The following is an 18,296-nucleotide window of genomic DNA, read 5'->3' on the forward strand; positions in this document are numbered from 1 at the left end:
GGGGGAATTACACATGTTAAAGAAACCGTTTACACTTGTGGTAGCCATCATCCTGCCTCTCACACTGGTCGTCGGCTGTTCCAAGGGCACCGACACGTCGTCAGCATCGCCAACTGCCGCATCTTCCTCATCAACCGGCAAATACGACAAGGAACTGACGATTACCGTGTCCAGAGCGATATTGGATGCCTCAACGGTTAAGGATGAATTGGAAGCGAAAATGTTGAAAGAGAAATTCAACCTTGTGTTCAAGGCTGAGGACTACAGCCGCAACGACTGGGCGACCAAGACGACTCTGCTGTTCTCCACGGGAGACGGACCCGAGTTCATCCCTTACTCCCGCGATCAATGGAAATCGATCGAATGGATGTCAGCGGGCTACCTGCGCCCGTTTGAACTGGACGAGATCAAGCAAAAGCTGCCGAATTACCTGAAAATTTGGAGCAACGAAGAATGGGATACCGTGCTCAAATCGACGCGTTTCTCCGATGGCAAGCTGTACTTCCTGCCGAATAAGCGGACGATCCCGGTGCAGACGGCATGGCAATACCGCAAGGATCTTTTTGATAAATACGGTCTGAAATTCCCGAAAACGCCGGATGAAATGATCAACACGCTCAAGACGATCAAGGACAAAACGGGGCTCATTCCTTTCGTAGTGCCAGGAAACTCGTCATCGCCGCTGTGGGCCGTCAGCACGTTCTTCCAAATGTTCGGTTTTCCTGACCTGCTGCTCACCTGGAACTCCTACGTGGATCCGGCTACCAAACAGTTCTATGCTTACCCGCTTGCAACCGACCAAAGCCGCAATATTCTTGTATTCCTGAACAAAATGTATAAAAACGGCCTGCTCATGAAAGATTTCGCTACAGCTACCGCCGACCAGACCAACAAACTGATCGCGCAAGGCAATCACGTCATCGCGCAGACGATCAATGATCCTTCCTTTATGGACGGACAGCAAAAGGCTGCCGCTCCCGACGCCAAATGGGCGTGGGTCGACAATTACGATCATCCGAGCAGCGACCCGAACAAGACGATTTACAAGAAAGAATCGTATTATTCGTTCTGGGGACCGGCGATCAAGAAAGGCATAAGCCAGGAGAAGGTGGACCGTCTCCTTGACTACTTGAACTGGGCCGTCTCGGAGGAAGGCCAGCTCTGGTACACGTATGGGAAGGAAGGGGTTACGTACGAGAAGAAGGACGGCGTCCCTACGTTCTTGCCGACCATGAGCACGCCAACCCAGGCGCAGGGCGATAAGCTGGCGAACTACGGTATCAATATCGGGGTAATCGGATTAGGCGGGTTTATTACACCTTACAAAACGTTTGACCAAACCTTTAACAAAGCAAAGCTGGAGATGAGCACGGTTATCCCGTCCAAGCCGAATTACTACGGACCCATCGAGCCGATCCTTCAATTAAGCGATGCGGACCGAAAGAAACTGGTTGGCCTTGAAACGACACTGAACGGGGTGCGCGACGAGTACTGGCTGAAATTCATTATGGGTGCACTCGACCCGTCCAATGATGGGGATTGGAAAAAATTCATGGACGCTGCGAACAAAGCCGGTCTGCCGGAAGTCGTGAAGCTGCGGACGGATGCTTACAACAAAGCGAATAACAGTTAACTCTGCATGTCCTTATAGGACGATGGGGATACGCCCATCGTCCTTTTGAACGCTCGGCGGAACGAATGCGTGCTATTGTAACCTGCCTGCACCGCGATATTGTCAATGGACAACGAGCCTTCTGCAATCAATCGGCAGGCAAGCGAAATGCGGAGCTGTTCCAGGTACGAGCTGAACGTTTCACCGGATTGTTCTTTGAAAAACTGCGACAAGTACGATTCCGATAAATTAAAATGAGAAGCAATCGCATATAAGCTGATGTTCGGATCCTGAAAATGATCGTTGATATACGCCACGATTTTGTCCAGGAGGTGCGTGTTTCTGCTTTTCTTGTTTCTCTCGTTCGAGCTGCAGAGGTGGTGGAATTGGAGAAAGATTTCTCGCAGGCTCGGCTCGGCGCCTGAGAGGTTCAGCCCGAGATCCGCGTCTGTCTCCTCGACGAGAACGTGATGACCCATCTCCTCCTTCAACTTAAGCTCCGTCGCCTGCAGTTCGCTGAACAGATGCTGCTTCATGCCGGCGGACAACGTCCGGGTCAAGAAGTTCTCGTTGTACAGATGCTGCAAAATGTGAGCAAGCTCCGTGGCATTCCCCGCCTTAATGACATTCATGAGGCGGATCTCCACTTCCGTCGGGTAATAATAGCCCGTCTGCTCTTTGGCCATTCGGGCATACCACCCGATCGCCGACTTGCCGCTGTCCGCCGCATGGCTGTCCGTGACGGCCAGCTTCGCTTCCTGGTATGAATAGTGCACATCGAGCAGATCCTCATAGATGCTGCCGATGCCAATCATAGGTACGATCACATACCGTTCCTTGATGTCCCGGTTAATTTGGAGAAACAGGTCGTCCAAGTCGCCAACAAACGCCTTCTTTTCCACCGTATCAGATCGAATCAAAACGGCGAGTTCATTCTCATGCATCGTGTGAATGTAGCCTCTCTCCTGAAGGTGATCACGAATGATTCCCTCTATCACGGCCCGAAGGATGTTCAATTCTTCCAAGCTCTCTGCACTGAGCGTTTCGTTATGTTTGTAGATATGGAGTACCGCGATGACAAAGCCGTTCCCGTGCATCTGAAGACCCGCATGCACTAGCATCGCATGCATTTGCGCGCGGTCTTCAAACTCGCCCTTGAACAGACGCTCGATGAACACGTTTTTGAGCGTCTCTGCCTGTCGCTGCAGCATTTGTTGCAACGATTGATTGTTATCGATTAACCGGGTAATGCTCGTCTGTAAATAATCGACCTCATTCGCCCTCTCGGTCTGTTCCTGCTTGCTGCCGGGCTGGTCGTTGCCCCAGAACGCTTTGAGGACCTTGACAATATCTTTCCACGGCTTAGAGTGTCTATTGGCCATCCACAAGGAAATGATCGTGCCAACAACGAGCGTCGCTGCGGCGACAGACAGGGCAATCGTGCGGATGTAATTGACCTTGCCCATCACTTGTTCAATCGGCAAAGACACCACGTAGGTCAAGTTGTTGTAAGCCGACCGGGTGTAGACAAAGAGATGATCTTCTCCCTCGATGGTCGCATGTATATAGCCGTGCTGCTCGGTCGCGCTGCGAATTTTCGCCGGAATCGGAATGTCCGCACTTGCCGTAACGATTTCACCCTTATCATCCAAAATGGCAAATGTCTGACCTGCCGTCTCATCTGTTCCTTCGGTTCCGTCGATGCCGACAAGCTTCATAATATCCTTGTCCTCCATCGCGAATACGACCACGGCTTGGATCTCCTGATTCGTGCCAAGCGGCAGGGAGGTCATGTAGGTGATGCCTGATGTCTCTTTTCCGCTCACCCTTACGTTCCGTGAAGGGAGCATGTCGCGCAAGTGCGGCTTATCGAACAGCAGGGCGTGCCACTCCTCGTACGACATGCCCTCGTAATGAAATTCGTCTTCATAAAACGTCTTTGACGAGTCGGTCATTTGGACTTTGGAGAATACAAGGTCGCTATTTTTCAACACAACGAAAAAGGTATTCGTGAATGCGCTTCCAGTTATAGCTGACGAATGAAAATCTTTATAATAGTTCCAGATGTCGAAGAGCTCCGGCGAGTTGCCGAGCGGCTTACGCAAATAAAACAGCCCCATCAAGCGTGAATCGTAAGACAGTTTAATCGCCGCTTCATCCATATCCGTCCACTGTTTGTCGAGCAAATCCCGTGCTTGTTCCAGGACGTACAGCTTGGCTTCGCGGGACTGCGTCTCAACGATTTGAACCGCCTCGTAGTAGGTAAAGCTGGACAACACAATTGGAATGATCAACATGAATAAGAAGGAGATCATAAACCGTTTGAACACATGGTTTGTACTGAACTTCCCACGCAAGAGCATCCGAACCACCTCAGCGATATGAAGTATTATCGGGTTATTTTAACACATTAGAAAAACCATTGCGAAAAAAAAATGAGCAAATGAACCAAAACCTATCCACGCTAGAGCAACAAAACAGCCCACTCTCACTGAGAGTGGGCTGCCTTCCTTTATTCCAATCGGGCTAGCAGGTATCGGGCGTCCCTGAGCAGGAAGCTCGCAGCCGCGTCGGAGATATGCTTCCCGAGCTGTGCCTCCACTTCCTGAATAAACGGCTTTACCTTGCCGTTTCTCAATTTGGCTTGCAGGCTGTTGGCGATTCCGGGCTGATCAATCTCCTTGCTCCCGGCGAATCGGTTCACCATTGCCATGAGGGTCGGAAGGCCGGTCACCGTCTCGAAATGGATCGTGGTGCTCGCCTGGTTGCCGGCCTTTTCTGAGGCTGACACAACAAGCGTATGCATGCCGGGCGACAACGTATAGAGCGGGATTGCCGTTCCTACTGCGTATGCATATGTGTCCACCGTCACGGTAGTCGCGCTGCCTTCCGCCCCGGATAAGTTATCGTTCACCTCGATCAGTGGCGTCAACTCCCCCGAGCCGTCGTAAGCCCCGTTACCGTTCGGCAAAGTAACCGTAATCGACGGCGCCGTTTGATCCAGATTGACGGCAACCGTCTTGGGCATCTCCGCATTGCCGGCCCGATCTGTCGATCGGATGCTGACGGCGTAGCTGCCGTCCTGATCGATCGTGATCGGTCCCGAATACGAATGCCAGCCGCCTTCCCCGTTCAAGCGATATTCGCTTCCCAAGATACCGGACTGCCGGTCCTCCGCCAATAATTCAAGTGTTACCGGATGGACGTACCACCCATTCGCCCCGTCCGGCTGCCCCGGATGCACAGCTGCCGTTGTGACAGGGGGCTCCGTATCCCGCAGTTGCAGGAGATACGGCGTCAGGGGCTGCAGCTCGAAGCTCGTTCCCGTGAAAGTCTCCCCCGTGATCAGGTTCGTAAATCCGGTCAGCGGGATGCCGTCCCGTTCCGCTGATACCGTAATCGAAGATGCACCATAATTGACTGCGTTCACTAAGGGCGCCCCGTCGTAATCGACGCTTCGCCATTCTACCCCATAAACAGGCTGCCGGGTTACCGGATCGACCAGTCCGATACGGCCGGGATCGACGTTCTCCAAGAGAGGAAGCAGTTCCACACGGATCTGTTCGGCCGTCCGGTCGGTTGAGGCGATGGTAACCGCATGAGCAAAAATATAGTCTCGGTCTGCGGTGGATAACAATTCGCCATGAGGACTATACTTCAGCGTTCCGGAGCCAATCACAAGTACCTTCCCTCCCTGTTCCTGGAACTGCCGAATGCCTTGCAGCGTAGCCGCATCTGCGCGAACCGCATTCGGAACGATCAGCAGCTTGTAATCGTTCAAGCCGCCGCTTGCGATCTGCCGTTCCGAGACGTAGCCGGCTTTCCGCCCGCTGTAGGACAAGGCCTCATAAGCCCGCAAGCTGACCTTGGCATAATCGCTTGTAAACACGCCCGATGCCAGCGAGTACAGAATGGCAACTTGCGGCTTTTCATTCTGCAGGGCGGTTACTTCCTTCGCCAGCCGGTTCAGGTCAAGATTGGTGCGGCCAATATCGGCAACCACATCCGGACGGTGAAGAATGCTGCCTTCCCGGCTTGATGCCGCGTCGTATGTGCGTTCCCAGATCCAATACGTAGTGGCGCTCTCGCCGTGAATGGAGCTCTGCCACAGATCGGAACGGACATGGTCGGCCTGCTCCGGAATGTACGATTTGTCCCCGTCTGCAATGACATGATGCTCGGAATTGAACACCGGCGCTTGCTTGAAAGAAGTCTGAAGATCGTAGAAGCTGAGCTCTTCCATAAACCCTTTGGGTCCTTCATTAATATAGTTCCAGTTATCGTTGCCGTTGATCTGGCTCAAACCGGAGAACCGTTCCACGTCGATTCCCCAGGACAGGCTGCCTTGCGGATCGCCCATGATCTTCGCATGCACAGGCAGCTCCGGAGCAAGTTCATGAATAATGCCGGCCATCCATTCATGCCAACGGGCGAAATAGTCCTGATTGAACAGCACGTAGTCGTAAGCTGCCGGGGTGGCCGTAATTTGCGCTGGCATCGTGACATCGGCGAACGAACTGTAATTTTTGTTGTACACCACGTTTAACGACTGGATATCCCCGTTATAGATACTGCTCAAGTAATCCTGCCACGCGCCAACAGCATAGGGATCCTGATTGGCTTGATAGGTCGGCTCGTTGCTTAGCGTGACGCTGTGCAGCGAAGGATACGTTTTTATCAGCGGAATCAGCGTCCTCAGATAGTCTTCGATGATGCTTCGAGCTATTGGCTGCATCATCGAGAATTTGATGCCACCGCTATTCGTCGTTTTCAGCTCTGGCCATTTATCCAAGGCCCACGCAGGAAAATAGTGCGGTGACAAAAGCAGGTTGACGGCAATATCATTATCTGCGGCGCGCTGAAGCACCTGCCGGATATCCGAGTCGATTTTTTTCGTCGATACGATGTACGGTTTATTTTCCGAATAGCCTCCCAGCTCTTCAAAACCGGGATTCTGCACGAGATTGACCGTGCTCCCTGCCTTGACGACGGATAGATCGTCGATCCAAACCGTCCCTGCATTCTCGGAAAGAACCGTCAACCGGTAAGAGGTTTCGGCCGCTCCAGTCGTGTACGTGTAAGAGACTTCTGTCCAATTGTAAGTTCCGCTTGGGAATGATTTGCGCTGCTTCCATCCCGCTCCTCCGGGAAACCAGACATTTTTGGCGTTCTCGCCTTTGACCCATACTTTAAAGGTGTAAGTCGTATTGGGCTCTACCGGAATAGTCTGGCCTACATTCACATAAACGTTGGATTGGAACGGACTGCTGTTCGCAATCCGCAGCGAGTAGTCGCCCGAATGGCTGTCGCCGCTAACCGGATTCACCGATGCCGTGACGCCGCCCGAACGGCCGACCTCGTATTGATTCACGAAATCCTTATTGTCAACGATCACGTCGCGGGGACCAATCTCAATCTGTATGATGTTGGCGCCGAGGTCCTGAAACTTCGGAATATCGCTCCTGACCTGATTGAAGTGGCCGTAGCCCGTATAGAAAATCGGCCGCCGCTCCGTCGCTCCGGTGCTTCTCACGTTGGTATTCCCCAGGAAGGAATAGCCGGAAATATCGGACTTTCCGGTGACATATCGCGGAGCGGCTTGAGGCACCTGCGCCCCGCTCAAATAGCTCTGCAGCTTAGCCTCCGCCTCGTCATACAAACGCTCCAGTTCAAAGGCTACATATTGGGCCCGGCTTAGCCTGCCATTGGCAATATCGTCCTTGCCGTACTGGACAAAGTCCTTAATGACCGTGTAGTTGACCCGTTCATAATCGGTTGACAACCCCTGCGCTTCATTCTGCAGGAGCAGTTGCTCCAGCTGCGGAAGCTTCGCATTCACGCTGTCCAGGATCGCGCCAACCGCTTGCGCGCTCAAATTGGCTTCCACTTGGAAGCTCTGTTGCTTCGTTTGGCCGGACACGGCATCCGCCATCGTAAAATCAAGCTGATACGTCTTCGCCTCCGTCGCCGTAAAGGGCAAGGTCAGCTCCGCAGCAGACTGACCGGGGATGACGACCTGCTGCCGAACGCCGAGTACCTCCGAGGCCAGTTCCAGTGTCTGGGGCGTGTTCTTCCAGTTCACTGCGTACAATTTGTAATCGTTTGCAATCATGGTATCGGTCTTGCCCGGACCTTCCACCCAGAAGCTCCATGGCTCAGCAGTCGGAATAAGCTGCAGGCGGGCGTGATCGTCTGGACTTTTTGCCTTCCCGATGCCCGGCGTCCACTCGATCCACCCCTTCCGGCCTGCACCGTCATTGTCGTTGATCAGCAGCGTGAAAGGAAGAACGCCGTTTGCCGGCTTTCCTGTCGATATCGTCGTCCACGGCATTTTAACCTCGTAGACCGTTTCATTCCCCTGCTGCGACGCGGCCGCCGTTATCTGATCCTTGCCGGCTACGGCCTGCCCTTCGCTGAACTGCCATAGATGGGCCGTGCCATCCATGTAGTTGATCCCGTATTCGGGCCCGTAGATCCCGCCGGGACTGAAGGCGAACTGGATGCTATCCCCTCGCCACATCGTGCTGTCGGCAACGGGGGTGTGCACATTATCCTTCACCCGAGCCGCCCAATAAAAGAAATCATCATCGTACGCCAAATAAACATCAGCGGACACATCGGCCTCTCCGGTCCATCCGCTCATGACGACTTGCCCAGATGCCGCCGGCAGATGCAGCCCCGAATAGGACCCCCACTCATTCAATGTCCCGTCAATCGCGATATTTCCCGCGTGAATGACAGGTATGGCGGTATGTCCGCCAAAGGTAGTCTGGAACGAATCCCATGGTGTGATGACCGGAGTAACGGATTGATAGGTGGCATCCGTGACAGATGCGGATGCCACCACTTCTGATAGCGCTTTCAAATCCATCCCGTAGGCAGTCGATTGAACGACTCCTCCGACGCCGAGCAGCCATGCAAGCGCCAGACTGCAGCCAACTTTCCATGCCTTCCTTGATGACGCCTTTCCCATTGCTTCAACCTCCCTAATGGTCGCCATATATGAATGGCGTTTTTGTTCTCAGCCGACAGGAGCGACGAGCGGACGGTTTCTCGCCCGCTCGGTTCTCCTATGGCCACTTCGTCCTGCGTTAGCCCTTCACGGAACCCAGCAGCACCCCCTTGACGAAATATTTTTGCAGAAATGGGTACACACACAGAATCGGGCCTACCGTGATCACGATCGCCGCCGCTTTAAGCCCCTCCGGTTGGATGTACTGGGAAGGGTCCGTGCCGCCAAGCAAGGAGTCGATCGGCGTCTGCAGCATCTGGTACAGCTTGACCGTAACGGGCAGAAGCTGGGATTTGGTAATAAAGTATAATGCGCTCGAGTAGGTGTTCCACAGCGCTACCGCATAGAACAGGGAGATGGCAGCCAGAATCCCCTTGGATAAGGGCAGAACCAGCTTCGCAAACACGGTAAGATCGCCCGCTCCGTCCATTGTCGCCGACTCCTCCAGCTCTGTCGGCAAGCCTTCGAAGAACGATTTCATGACGAACAAATTGTAAGCACTGACCAGCCCGGGCAGCCAAATTGCCCAGAACGTGTTGAGCAGATGCAGCTGTTTGACCAGCAAGAACAAAGGAATCAAGCCTGTGCCGAACAGCATGCCAAACAGCACGATGTAGGTAAACAGACGCCTGCCTTTCAGCCTTTTTTTGGACAGCGCGTAGGCTGCGAGGGTCGTCGCGAGCATCTGGAGAGCAGTTCCGATGACGGTGATGACGACCGTATTCCCCATCGCCTTCAGCAATTGCCCGTCGAGCAGCAGCTGTTTGTAGGCAAGCACATTAAATTCCACCGGGATCAGCTTTACCTCCCCGGAGATGATCGCCCTGCTGCTGCTGAACGACATGGATATCACATTGAGAAACGGAAACAACGTGACGAACGCGCACATCGCCAGGAACGCGTACAGAGGCGCGTATGCAAGTCTTTTTACCATAAGCCGCCCTCTCCCAGCTTCTTCACGATTTTGTTCACAAGCACCACCAGGATTAATCCAATAACCCCCTGAAACAACCCGACGGCCGTGGCCATGCTGTATTGCGCGTTCTGGAGCCCGGTTCGATACACATAGGTGCTGATCACGTCCGCCACACTGAATACAGCCGGGTTCTGCAGATTGTACACATGCTCGAAACCGACGTCCATGACCTTGCCCATCTGCAGAACCAGAAGGACCGCGATCGTGCCCCGAATGCCGGGAATCGTGATGTGCCAGATTTGACGCAGCTTGCTCGCCCCGTCCATCTTCGCCGCTTCGTATAGTCCCGGATCGATGGCGGAGATGGCTGCAATATAGATGATCGTCCCCCACCCCGCGCTTTGCCAGACGGTGGAGGCGCTGAAGGCAACCGGCCACCATTCGGGTCTGGTCATGAAATAGATCGGCTCCAGCCCGAACGACCGGATCACGACGTTGACCACGCCTGTCGAGGGCGACAGCAAGGAAACGATAATGCCCCCAAGCACGACCCATGATATAAAAAACGGCAAATACAGCATATTTTGGATCATGCGCTTGTACCAATTCACCCGCACCTCATTGAGGAGCAGGGCGAGCACAATCGGCGCAGGGAATGCGAACACGAGATTATACAGGTTGAGCAGCAGCGTATTGCGCAGCACGATCCAGAAGTCGTGACTAGCGAACAGCGTCCGAAAGTGCGCCAGCCCGACCCATTCGCTCCCCCAAATCCCCGCGATCAGGCGAAAATCCTTAAACGCGATAACCTCTCCGTATAACGTAACGAACTTGAACAAAAGAAAGTACAGCATGGCCGGCAACAAAAAGAGGTAGAGCACCCGGTCGCGGTACAAAGTCTTTAGCAGAATGCCGCTCCCTCGCATGGGGCCGGCTGCGGCAGGGACTGCACCGGGAACCGTACGGCGCTCCATTGTCTTCTCCATTTTGATCTCCCCACTCTCCTGGCCGAATTACTTCAGCTTGTCTTTGTTAGCGTCGTACCAGGCCTGAACCTTAGCCGTTACGCCATCTCCTCCGAGGCTGTCCCAGGCTTTGCGAATTTCTGTGACGGCTGTATCGGCGGTCATGCTATCCGTCATGGCCATTCGGGTAATGATCTCTTTCCATTTGGCTTCGAATTGCCCAGAGATCGCCGAATACTCCGCAACGGACGGGACGTAAGGAATATCCTTACGGAACTTGACGGTATTCGAATAGTTGATGATGTCTCCCTTGAGCTTGGCGAATTCCAGGCCGACCGGATCGGTTCCCGCTTGCGTAATCAGCGATTGCGGCGTCATTTGCTCCTGCTGGACGACTCTGTATTCCCCTGCGTAGCTGACCTCTTTCTTCCACTTGTCGGAATCGGTCGTGACCGGAATCTGGTTCTCCAGCTTATAGTGAACCCCCTCGGTTCCATAAGTCAGCGGCTTCCAGCCGTTGTCCAGCATCCAATCGACGAACTCGATCGCCGCCTTCGGGTTTTTCATATCTTTATTGAAGGCTGTCAAAAGATGATTAGGCACCTCAAGCTGATAACCGTTCGTTCCGTACTTGGTAGAAAGCGGAGGCACAACCGCAATCTTCGCGTTCGGATTGTTTTTCTTCAAGTCGTTGAAGGTATTATCCATGTTGATGTTGCTGAAAAAAATGCCGGATCTCCCGGTCGTCCACAGCTGCTTCTGGCGGGAAAACTCCTTGTCGGTGGCGAACTCCTTGTCGACTAGATTCTCCTTGTAGGCAAGCTGGCGGAAATTAAGCGCATCCTTGTACCTGTCGATGAAGAAACTTTGCACGGTCTTGCCGTTCTCAACAAACCATTCCGCGCTGCGCGCCATAAACCAGTCGTCCGTAATTGCGTTGTAGGACGTGGACATCGCCAGCGGAATCGTATCGTTGGCCTGATTCCCGTCGGGATCTTTGTCGCGGAACGCCTTGGCAACGGCAATCAGGTCGTCCACCGATTTGGGCATGGATAATCCCAACTTATCGAGCCAGTCCTGCCGAATGAAGATGGCCGTGTTGGCGCGCGTAGGCCTCATACTGGCGATGGCATACATCTTGCCGTCATCCAGCGTCAAATAAGGCTTCAGCTCCGGATGCTCCTTCAAATATTTTTTATAGCTCGTGCTGTACTTCTCGATATACCCGTCAAGCGGCTGAATCGCACCCTCATTCGCCCAGCGGACGATGAAGTCATGGTTGAACGTGGTCAGCATATCAGGCGCCTGCCCGGAAGCGATCAGCACATTGAATTTGTCCGCTTCCTGATTTCGGGGGATCGGCACCCACTTCACCTTGACGCCCGAATTGTCATTGATGTACTTGGTCCAGCGGTTGTCTTCATACGTACCTTCGCCGGTGGCCACCTGCCCCCTGTCATAGATCGACCCGGAAATCTCTTTAGGGAGCGATGCATATTTGTCCCCGCTTACAGCCGGTGAGCTTTCCCCCGCCTTAGATGGCTCCGATTGCTCGCTGCAGGCGGATAAAACGGCCGTTCCGCAAAGCACAAGCGCCAGCAAGCCCATCCCGGTTTTTTTTGCCTTGATACCTTTCATTTGTTTGACCTCCCGTTACTTCGTGTTATGTTCGGAATAGATGGCGAAGAGCCATACTGCAATCGGCCTTCGTCCCCAATCACAAGGCAACTATAGCCGATCGATCGCGGACAACGAAAGTGGCACAATCTACGATCAGGTTCGATTTGCTGCTATTCGCCGCGTTTTTGTAGAAAACGCAAGTCCATGACGGAATGTGACACTCGACTCCCCCATTCGGCCGACTATATAATAGAAGAGCTTTGGAGTAGGATTCGGGGGAGTGCATGTGGGTTGAATAGAAAAATATCCGTTAAGCTCCAACTCATCAATATCGCTTTAATTGTAACCATCATTTTGTCAACTGTCGCCATTTCCTATATTAGCTATATCCGCCACCTGGAGAGCCAGGTGATCAGCTCCAACCTGAACGTGCTCAGCCAGATCGGCAAGCGGGTCGACAGCATGCTGCAGGAAATCGATCTGACGATGCTAACCTTTCTTCGGGGCAGCGAAAGCCTGTCATTCTTCGACAGTCCCGCTTCGAACTCGCCGCAGTCCCTGATGGGCATCTCCGCCTTGCAGGACAGGCTCGGCAGCATTCTCGGAGCCAATTTCAACATGAAATCCGTCATGCTCTATGCCAAGAACAGCGGGAAGCTCGTCACTCCTGCCGATTATTATAGCGTCAAGGATGCGCCCCAGATGAGCTGGGTCCAATTGTTCAGTGGCACCACTGCCAAATTCGACAAATGGACAGCCCTGCCCACCGGGACCGATGGGGGACCGATCGGGAGCGACTTTCTGATGGTTCGCTATTACCCGTTCACGGCCGGAGCCGCTGACAGCAAAGGAATCGCAGTTACCCGTATCAACGAAAGAAGCATCTCCCGGATGTTCGAGGATCTGCAATTCAACGACAGCTACAATGTTTTCCTTGTGGACAGGAACGGAACCATTATGTCTCATAAGGATCCGGCGCTCATTCATCAGAGCATACGCGACAAGAGCTACAGCGAGAAAATATTGGCCCAGCAAGGGCAGGGCTATGTCATCGATAACACCGATCACGGACGCAATCTGGTGTTCTACAACCATTCGTCTTATACCGGCTGGACGCTGATCTATGTCGTGTCCCGGCAGCAGCTCGGCACGTTGTCCTACATCATCCGCAATATCCTCATCGGCGCTGCCTGCCTGCTTGCGATGCTGGCGATCGCGGTAACCCGGTTCGTCAATAAGCAGTGGTTCGTGCCTATCGAGAATTTCATCACGAGACTGGATGATCTTGTCAGCCGCAGCCACCCTGGCCCCGGGAATCATCGAACCGCGTCATCGTTTTCATACAGCGACCTTCAGAATAGAATCCAGCAAGTGTTCATAGGCTATTCGGATGCGGAGAGACGGCTTCACGAGAGTCTTCCCGCCTTGAAGCTGCAGATCATGTTCGAGATGCTCACAGGCAAACGGACGAAATTCGAAACAGCCGAGCCTCTTCTGAAACATGTCGGGATCGCCCTGCACCCAGCTAACTATATTGCGCTCACCGCCGAATTCGATCACAGGTCGGTGCAGAGCTCCGGCGATTTGCAGCTGTATCTCTACGCATTGTGCAACGTTGCCGAGGAATCGATCGGGTCCCTCCATGACGGGGATGCCGTGAAAGGGGCCGCCGTTCAAATCAATGATTATCAAGCTGTCATCCTGCTGAGCTTCGCCTGTGACCGTCCCGCCGATAATGCGGGATTGGCGCTGATCTTTGCGGAAAGATTGAGAACCAATACCGAGCAGCTGTTCAAAAAAACAATCAGCATCGGGGTAGGCTCCCCTTATCCCGGTTTTCAGGACATTCGAACGTCATACCTGGAATCGGCGGCTTTTGTTGCTTATAAAATTTTGACCGGCCCGAATGCAATCATCACCTCGGAGCAAGCTGGTTCGTGGGATAGCGGCAAAATGACGGAGGTGTTCGAGACGGTGGATGGGGTGCTCGAGGCCGTCAAGCAGGCGGATGCCGGTCGGACGAACCTGAAGCTGGATGCCCTGTTCGACAACGTGGCAGCCACGAATTTAACCAAGGATATGATGGTGCAGCTCTGTCTTCAAGTGCTGCTCAAGGCGCTTCGGATCGCGGCGGATTCGAGTCTGGACGAGAGATTTCAAGAGGATAAGGACACCGTTCTTGATCGGTTTCAGCATTGTGAAACGATGCAGGAGATGCAGGCCGTGCTCGGCGGGCAGTTGAACGGGCTGATCACGGCAATGATCGAAAAGCGGAGCACCCGCAAGAAGACGAACGATCTCATTGAGGCCATCCAAGCCTATTTGACGGTTCATTATGTAAACAGTGACATCTCGGTTAATTACATGGCGGATCTGTTCGGCATCTCCCCCAATTACTTAAGCAAGCTGTTTAAAGAACACACGACGATGAATTTCATCGACTATCTGATCGAGGTACGCATGAAGGCCGCTAGTGAACTGCTGCTCGAAACCTCTCTCAAGCTCAACGAGATTGCGCTGCAAACCGGCTTCAGCAACTTCTCAAGCTTCCTGCGCAACTTTAAGAAATATTACGGCATGACGCCCACGGAATACCGGCAGGTGCATGCGGATTCGATTGCCAAATGAATAACGGGCCGTCGAATAAATTTTTGACCCCTACCGAAAAGCCCACCGCTTGTAGCGATGGGCTTTGGGAAACTCGATAATTTTATCTAAGCCAGTGGAGACCGTGCATCGGTGCCTGCGAGGTATGAAGAACATGATTTAAAAGGCTTTGGAATTTCTCGACACTAGTTAGCAGTCAGCACCAAAGGGTCATCAAAAGATGCATTTACCGAAGTGGTTCTGAACCCGATTTTTCCCGTTGTCAATTCCGTTACCGGATTGGTCCAATCTGTCTTTAGGGCGCCATCCACATACCCTTTTATCGTGTTGCCTTGAACGGAAGCCTGAATCGTATACCACTGGTTCGCCTGAGCTGTGAAAGGCGTGCTGGATACCAGGGTGAGCTGCCCTGACACGGATTTGTACAACTCCAGTTTTTGATTCGATGCATTGATGCGATACATATAATAATTATCCGCATTCTGCACCCTGAACACAATGCCTGCATTGCTATTCGCGATCGGCATTTTCACTTTGGCTTCAAACGTATAATCCTTCCATGCATCGCCGGCGGTAATCAGCGCAGCCGTCGAATTATTTTGATTCAGAACTTTCGTACCGTCTGTTTTCACACTCCAAGAACCGGAAGATGACGTCCACCCTGTCGTAGTGCCATTTTCAAAGTTATCGCTAAACAGAATGATTGGAGAAACGATGACATCGTCAAAATGGACGCTCGCCGAAGTGGTGCGGAAGCCGATTCCCCCTGTCGTCAGTTCTGTTACAGGATTGGTCCATGTCATTTTTAATTCGCCATCCACATAACAGGAAATTTGGTTCCCTTGGACAACTGCCTTAAGCGTATAAAATTGCTTCTCCAGGGCTGTGAACGGCGTATTCGCTACAGACGTCAATTGCCCGTTCACGGATTTGTACAGCTCCAGCTTTTGCGTGGATGAATTAATTCGATACATATAATAATTGTTGGCATTCTGTACCCTGAAGACAATGCCTGCATTGGCATCCGTAATTGGCATTCTCAATCGAGCTTGAACCACGTAATCTTTCCATGAGCCACCGCTATTAGCGGTAATGAGGGATGTGGTTACTTGGCTCCCGCTGGACAACACGTGATTCGTATCGACAGTCGGCACGGTCCAGCTGCCTGCAACAGATGTCCATCCCGCCATATCTCCATCTTCAAAATTATCACTGAACAGCGGAGTGGAGTTGGCAAAATTGACTCCGTTTACATTACTGTTCACGGTTAATTTCAAGTCAGTCAGGTTTGTGGCGAGCTTGCCTTTAACAACAACATCCGAGAAGGTGACCGTGTTAACCATCCCGCCCTTGGTGACATTACCGGAAATTCGGGATTGCTGGGATCCCAGCTCGCGAACATTAATGTTCTTTAAAAGCACATTGCTCACATCGCCGGAAGTGCTGGTAGAAACGCCAAGCCAATAGTTCCCGAATTGATTGATCCCGACACGTTCGATGTCGATATTCTCAAACGTGATATTTTGAGCGTAACCTTCCTCCGGAAGCGTATTATACTGGTAGCCATGATCAATCAGCAAGGCCCTTGCACTTTGATACACATACGAATTTCGGATGGTCACCCCGATCTGCGGCTGCGCTACACCCATCCCAATCTTGAAAGCCGCGCATCGGGTCCAAGCAAGCGCATCATCAAAGACCACATTTTCCAAATGTTCCAGCGCGCCCGGCCACCCTGAAGACATCCCTGTTTGCAGCCAGGTTTTCGTGGAATAATTGTCATCGTCCGATATCGCAATGGCATGCTGAACAAGCACGTTCTGACTCTCGTTAATATCGATTACATCATCCTCGATTTTGTATAGATCCTGAAATCCCTTCAGATTTTTTATGGTCACATTGTCGGAACGAACGACCATGAACGACCAGAAACCCGCATCCCGCAATATGAGGCCATCGAACGTAAAATGGGAGGTTTGCAACGGGACAAGCAGATTATTCAAAAATCCTTCGCTTTTATTCGGTGCCGGCATGATTCTCGCCCGCATCTCCATCCCTTTGCCGTCGATGGTGCCCCTTCCCCGTATGATGATATTGCTGGAGTTTACGGCAGTTCGTATAAAATACGTGCCATCCGCATTTCGTGAATCTTTTCGAAAATCAATCGCGTAGTCCTCCCCTTTGCCTGTGCCTACAATGACAGCACCTCCGGCCAAGTAAAAGGTCACGTTGCTCTTTAAAGTCAGATTCCCACTCTTATAGACACCGGACGGAACGAAGACAATACCGCCGCCAGCTTGATTGGCGTCATCGATCGCCCGCTGAATCGCGCCCGATGCGAGCGATGTCCCCGTCTTATCGGCGTTGTATGGCGATTGGGTCACATTATAGATTCCGGCACCTGTGGACGGGGGAATATCCGTCTCCAAGGGATCTGCGGCGATGACAATCTTTTTCGTCAAGTCATTGATTTTCACGATCACATAGGTGGAGGATGAAAGCGAAAACGTCAGTTTGTTTCCGTTGACCGTACCCTCGATGTTTTTGGCCATTGGACTGATGGAATAAGAGGTGATAGGCTGATTGACCGTAACTTCGATGCGAACCGCGCCCGAAAAAGAAAATTGGGCATAATCATAGTCATCCAGATAGCTGATTACCGGAACGGATTCATCATCTGCTTTTAAGGAATAAATGCTGGACGGGCTGTAGATGGATGGCATTGGATAGTTCTGAATCGTGGCGGCTGCATGTGAGGTCTGGGGCAAAAATCCTAGTGTAGCTATAAGGACAGCAAGAAATAATAAAAAACCATAGACCTTCATTTTTAACATAAATACCTCCTTTGAAGATGTGATGAGTTCAGTATAGTCAGCATCGTATTCTCCCAAAAGGTGGTAATCTTTGTATTTCTGGTTCTATTTTATGGAAAAACGAAACAAGGCCGCTTCGAATTTCTTCAAAGCAACCTTGTTTTGTGTTCTGTGAAAATAAAGTTATAGACTGGATGTATCGAATCCAGGCGGTTTTCGAAATGCAAAACCTTTAGATAACCACTGTCTCAATCTTAATCCGTTGATCCTTGACCAATAAGATCCTCAAAAAGCTGCGATAATCTGTCAAAAGCCATCGCTCCGTCGATCGGGTTGGAATAGTCACGAGAGGATACAATTCTTCCGTCTCGAACCCTGACCACCATAATGTACGAAAAGGTGAAGTGGCGGGCGGTGGCGGTCACTTGCCCGTGTGCTTTCCATTCAACAACGACGACTTCCGGATCTTGCGTCTCGTGCATAGCAAGCAATTCAGCCCCATCAAAGCGTCTCAATCCGGCGATACTCTTGAAACGTTCTCGAAGCTTGTTCCCTCCTTCCGTCAGTTTTGGAACCCCTGGGGGGGCAAACGGAATTTCAATGATCACATCGGCAGCATACAGGTCTGCGAGCTCATCCCACGCGTTTTGAGCCGTAGCCTGTATGAACCTTTCGACGACTTCTCGTGGTCTAGATCCTCTTAATGGTGTCTGCTCGGTCATACCCCTCACCTCAATTCAACATATTAAAT

General features: G+C 52.2%; 9 protein-coding genes. 2 read left to right on the top strand and 7 right to left on the bottom strand.

The window, feature by feature from the left end; translation table 11 throughout:
* Window positions 1–13 precede the first annotated feature (13 nt).
* Window positions 14–1,633 carry an extracellular solute-binding protein gene (locus EJQ19_RS05865; RefSeq protein ID WP_126140257.1) on the top strand — a complete coding sequence of 540 codons (1,620 nt, stop codon included), beginning with the start codon at window positions 14–16 and terminating at the stop codon, window positions 1,631–1,633.
* Here EJQ19_RS05865 and EJQ19_RS05870 read toward each other — a convergent pair.
* The 5 genes from EJQ19_RS05870 to EJQ19_RS05890 all read right to left on the bottom strand — a co-directional run bounded on the left by EJQ19_RS05870 (window position 1,630) and on the right by EJQ19_RS05890 (window position 12,143).
* Window positions 1,630–3,975, bottom strand: coding sequence for a helix-turn-helix domain-containing protein (locus EJQ19_RS05870; protein WP_126140258.1), 2,346 nt, complete (start codon window positions 3,973–3,975; stop codon window positions 1,630–1,632). The genes EJQ19_RS05865 and EJQ19_RS05870 overlap by 4 nt on opposite strands.
* A 149-nt stretch (window positions 3,976–4,124) precedes the next feature.
* Complete coding sequence (locus tag EJQ19_RS05875) at window positions 4,125–8,585, bottom strand: OmpL47-type beta-barrel domain-containing protein (RefSeq protein WP_164716343.1); 4,461 nt, start codon at window positions 8,583–8,585, stop codon at window positions 4,125–4,127.
* Window positions 8,586–8,703: 118 nt separating this feature from the next.
* Window positions 8,704–9,558, bottom strand: coding sequence for a carbohydrate ABC transporter permease (locus EJQ19_RS05880; RefSeq protein ID WP_126140260.1), 855 nt, complete (start codon window positions 9,556–9,558; stop codon window positions 8,704–8,706).
* The gene (locus EJQ19_RS05885; RefSeq protein ID WP_241242748.1) at window positions 9,552–10,526 is read right to left on the bottom strand and encodes an ABC transporter permease; all 975 of its coding nucleotides are present in this window, start codon (window positions 10,524–10,526) and stop codon (window positions 9,552–9,554) included. Before EJQ19_RS05885 ends, EJQ19_RS05880 begins: the two co-directional genes overlap by 7 nt.
* Window positions 10,527–10,553: 27 nt before the next feature.
* Window positions 10,554–12,143: an extracellular solute-binding protein gene (locus EJQ19_RS05890; RefSeq protein WP_126140261.1), complete on the bottom strand. Its 1,590-nt coding sequence runs from the start codon at window positions 12,141–12,143 to the stop codon at window positions 10,554–10,556.
* Between the two features lie 273 nt (window positions 12,144–12,416).
* Here EJQ19_RS05890 and EJQ19_RS05895 point away from each other — a divergent pair, with 273 nt between their 5' ends.
* Window positions 12,417–14,753 carry a helix-turn-helix domain-containing protein gene (locus EJQ19_RS05895; RefSeq protein WP_164716344.1) on the top strand — a complete coding sequence of 779 codons (2,337 nt, stop codon included), beginning with the start codon at window positions 12,417–12,419 and terminating at the stop codon, window positions 14,751–14,753.
* A 164-nt stretch (window positions 14,754–14,917) separates the two neighbouring features.
* On the opposite strand, the gene EJQ19_RS05900 is transcribed toward EJQ19_RS05895, so the two are convergent.
* Window positions 14,918–17,566 carry a 3-keto-alpha-glucoside-1,2-lyase-like domain-containing protein gene (locus EJQ19_RS05900; RefSeq protein WP_126140263.1) on the bottom strand — a complete coding sequence of 883 codons (2,649 nt, stop codon included), beginning with the start codon at window positions 17,564–17,566 and terminating at the stop codon, window positions 14,918–14,920.
* A gap of 233 nt (window positions 17,567–17,799) precedes the next feature.
* Window positions 17,800–18,267 (bottom strand): nuclear transport factor 2 family protein, encoded by a 468-nt coding sequence (locus EJQ19_RS05905; protein WP_126140264.1) that lies wholly within the window; start codon window positions 18,265–18,267, stop codon window positions 17,800–17,802.
* Between the last annotated feature and the right edge of the window lie 29 nt (window positions 18,268–18,296).

Source organism: Paenibacillus whitsoniae, assembly GCF_003955665.1.
Lineage (GTDB): Bacteria > Bacillota > Bacilli > Paenibacillales > NBRC-103111 > Paenibacillus_E > Paenibacillus_E whitsoniae.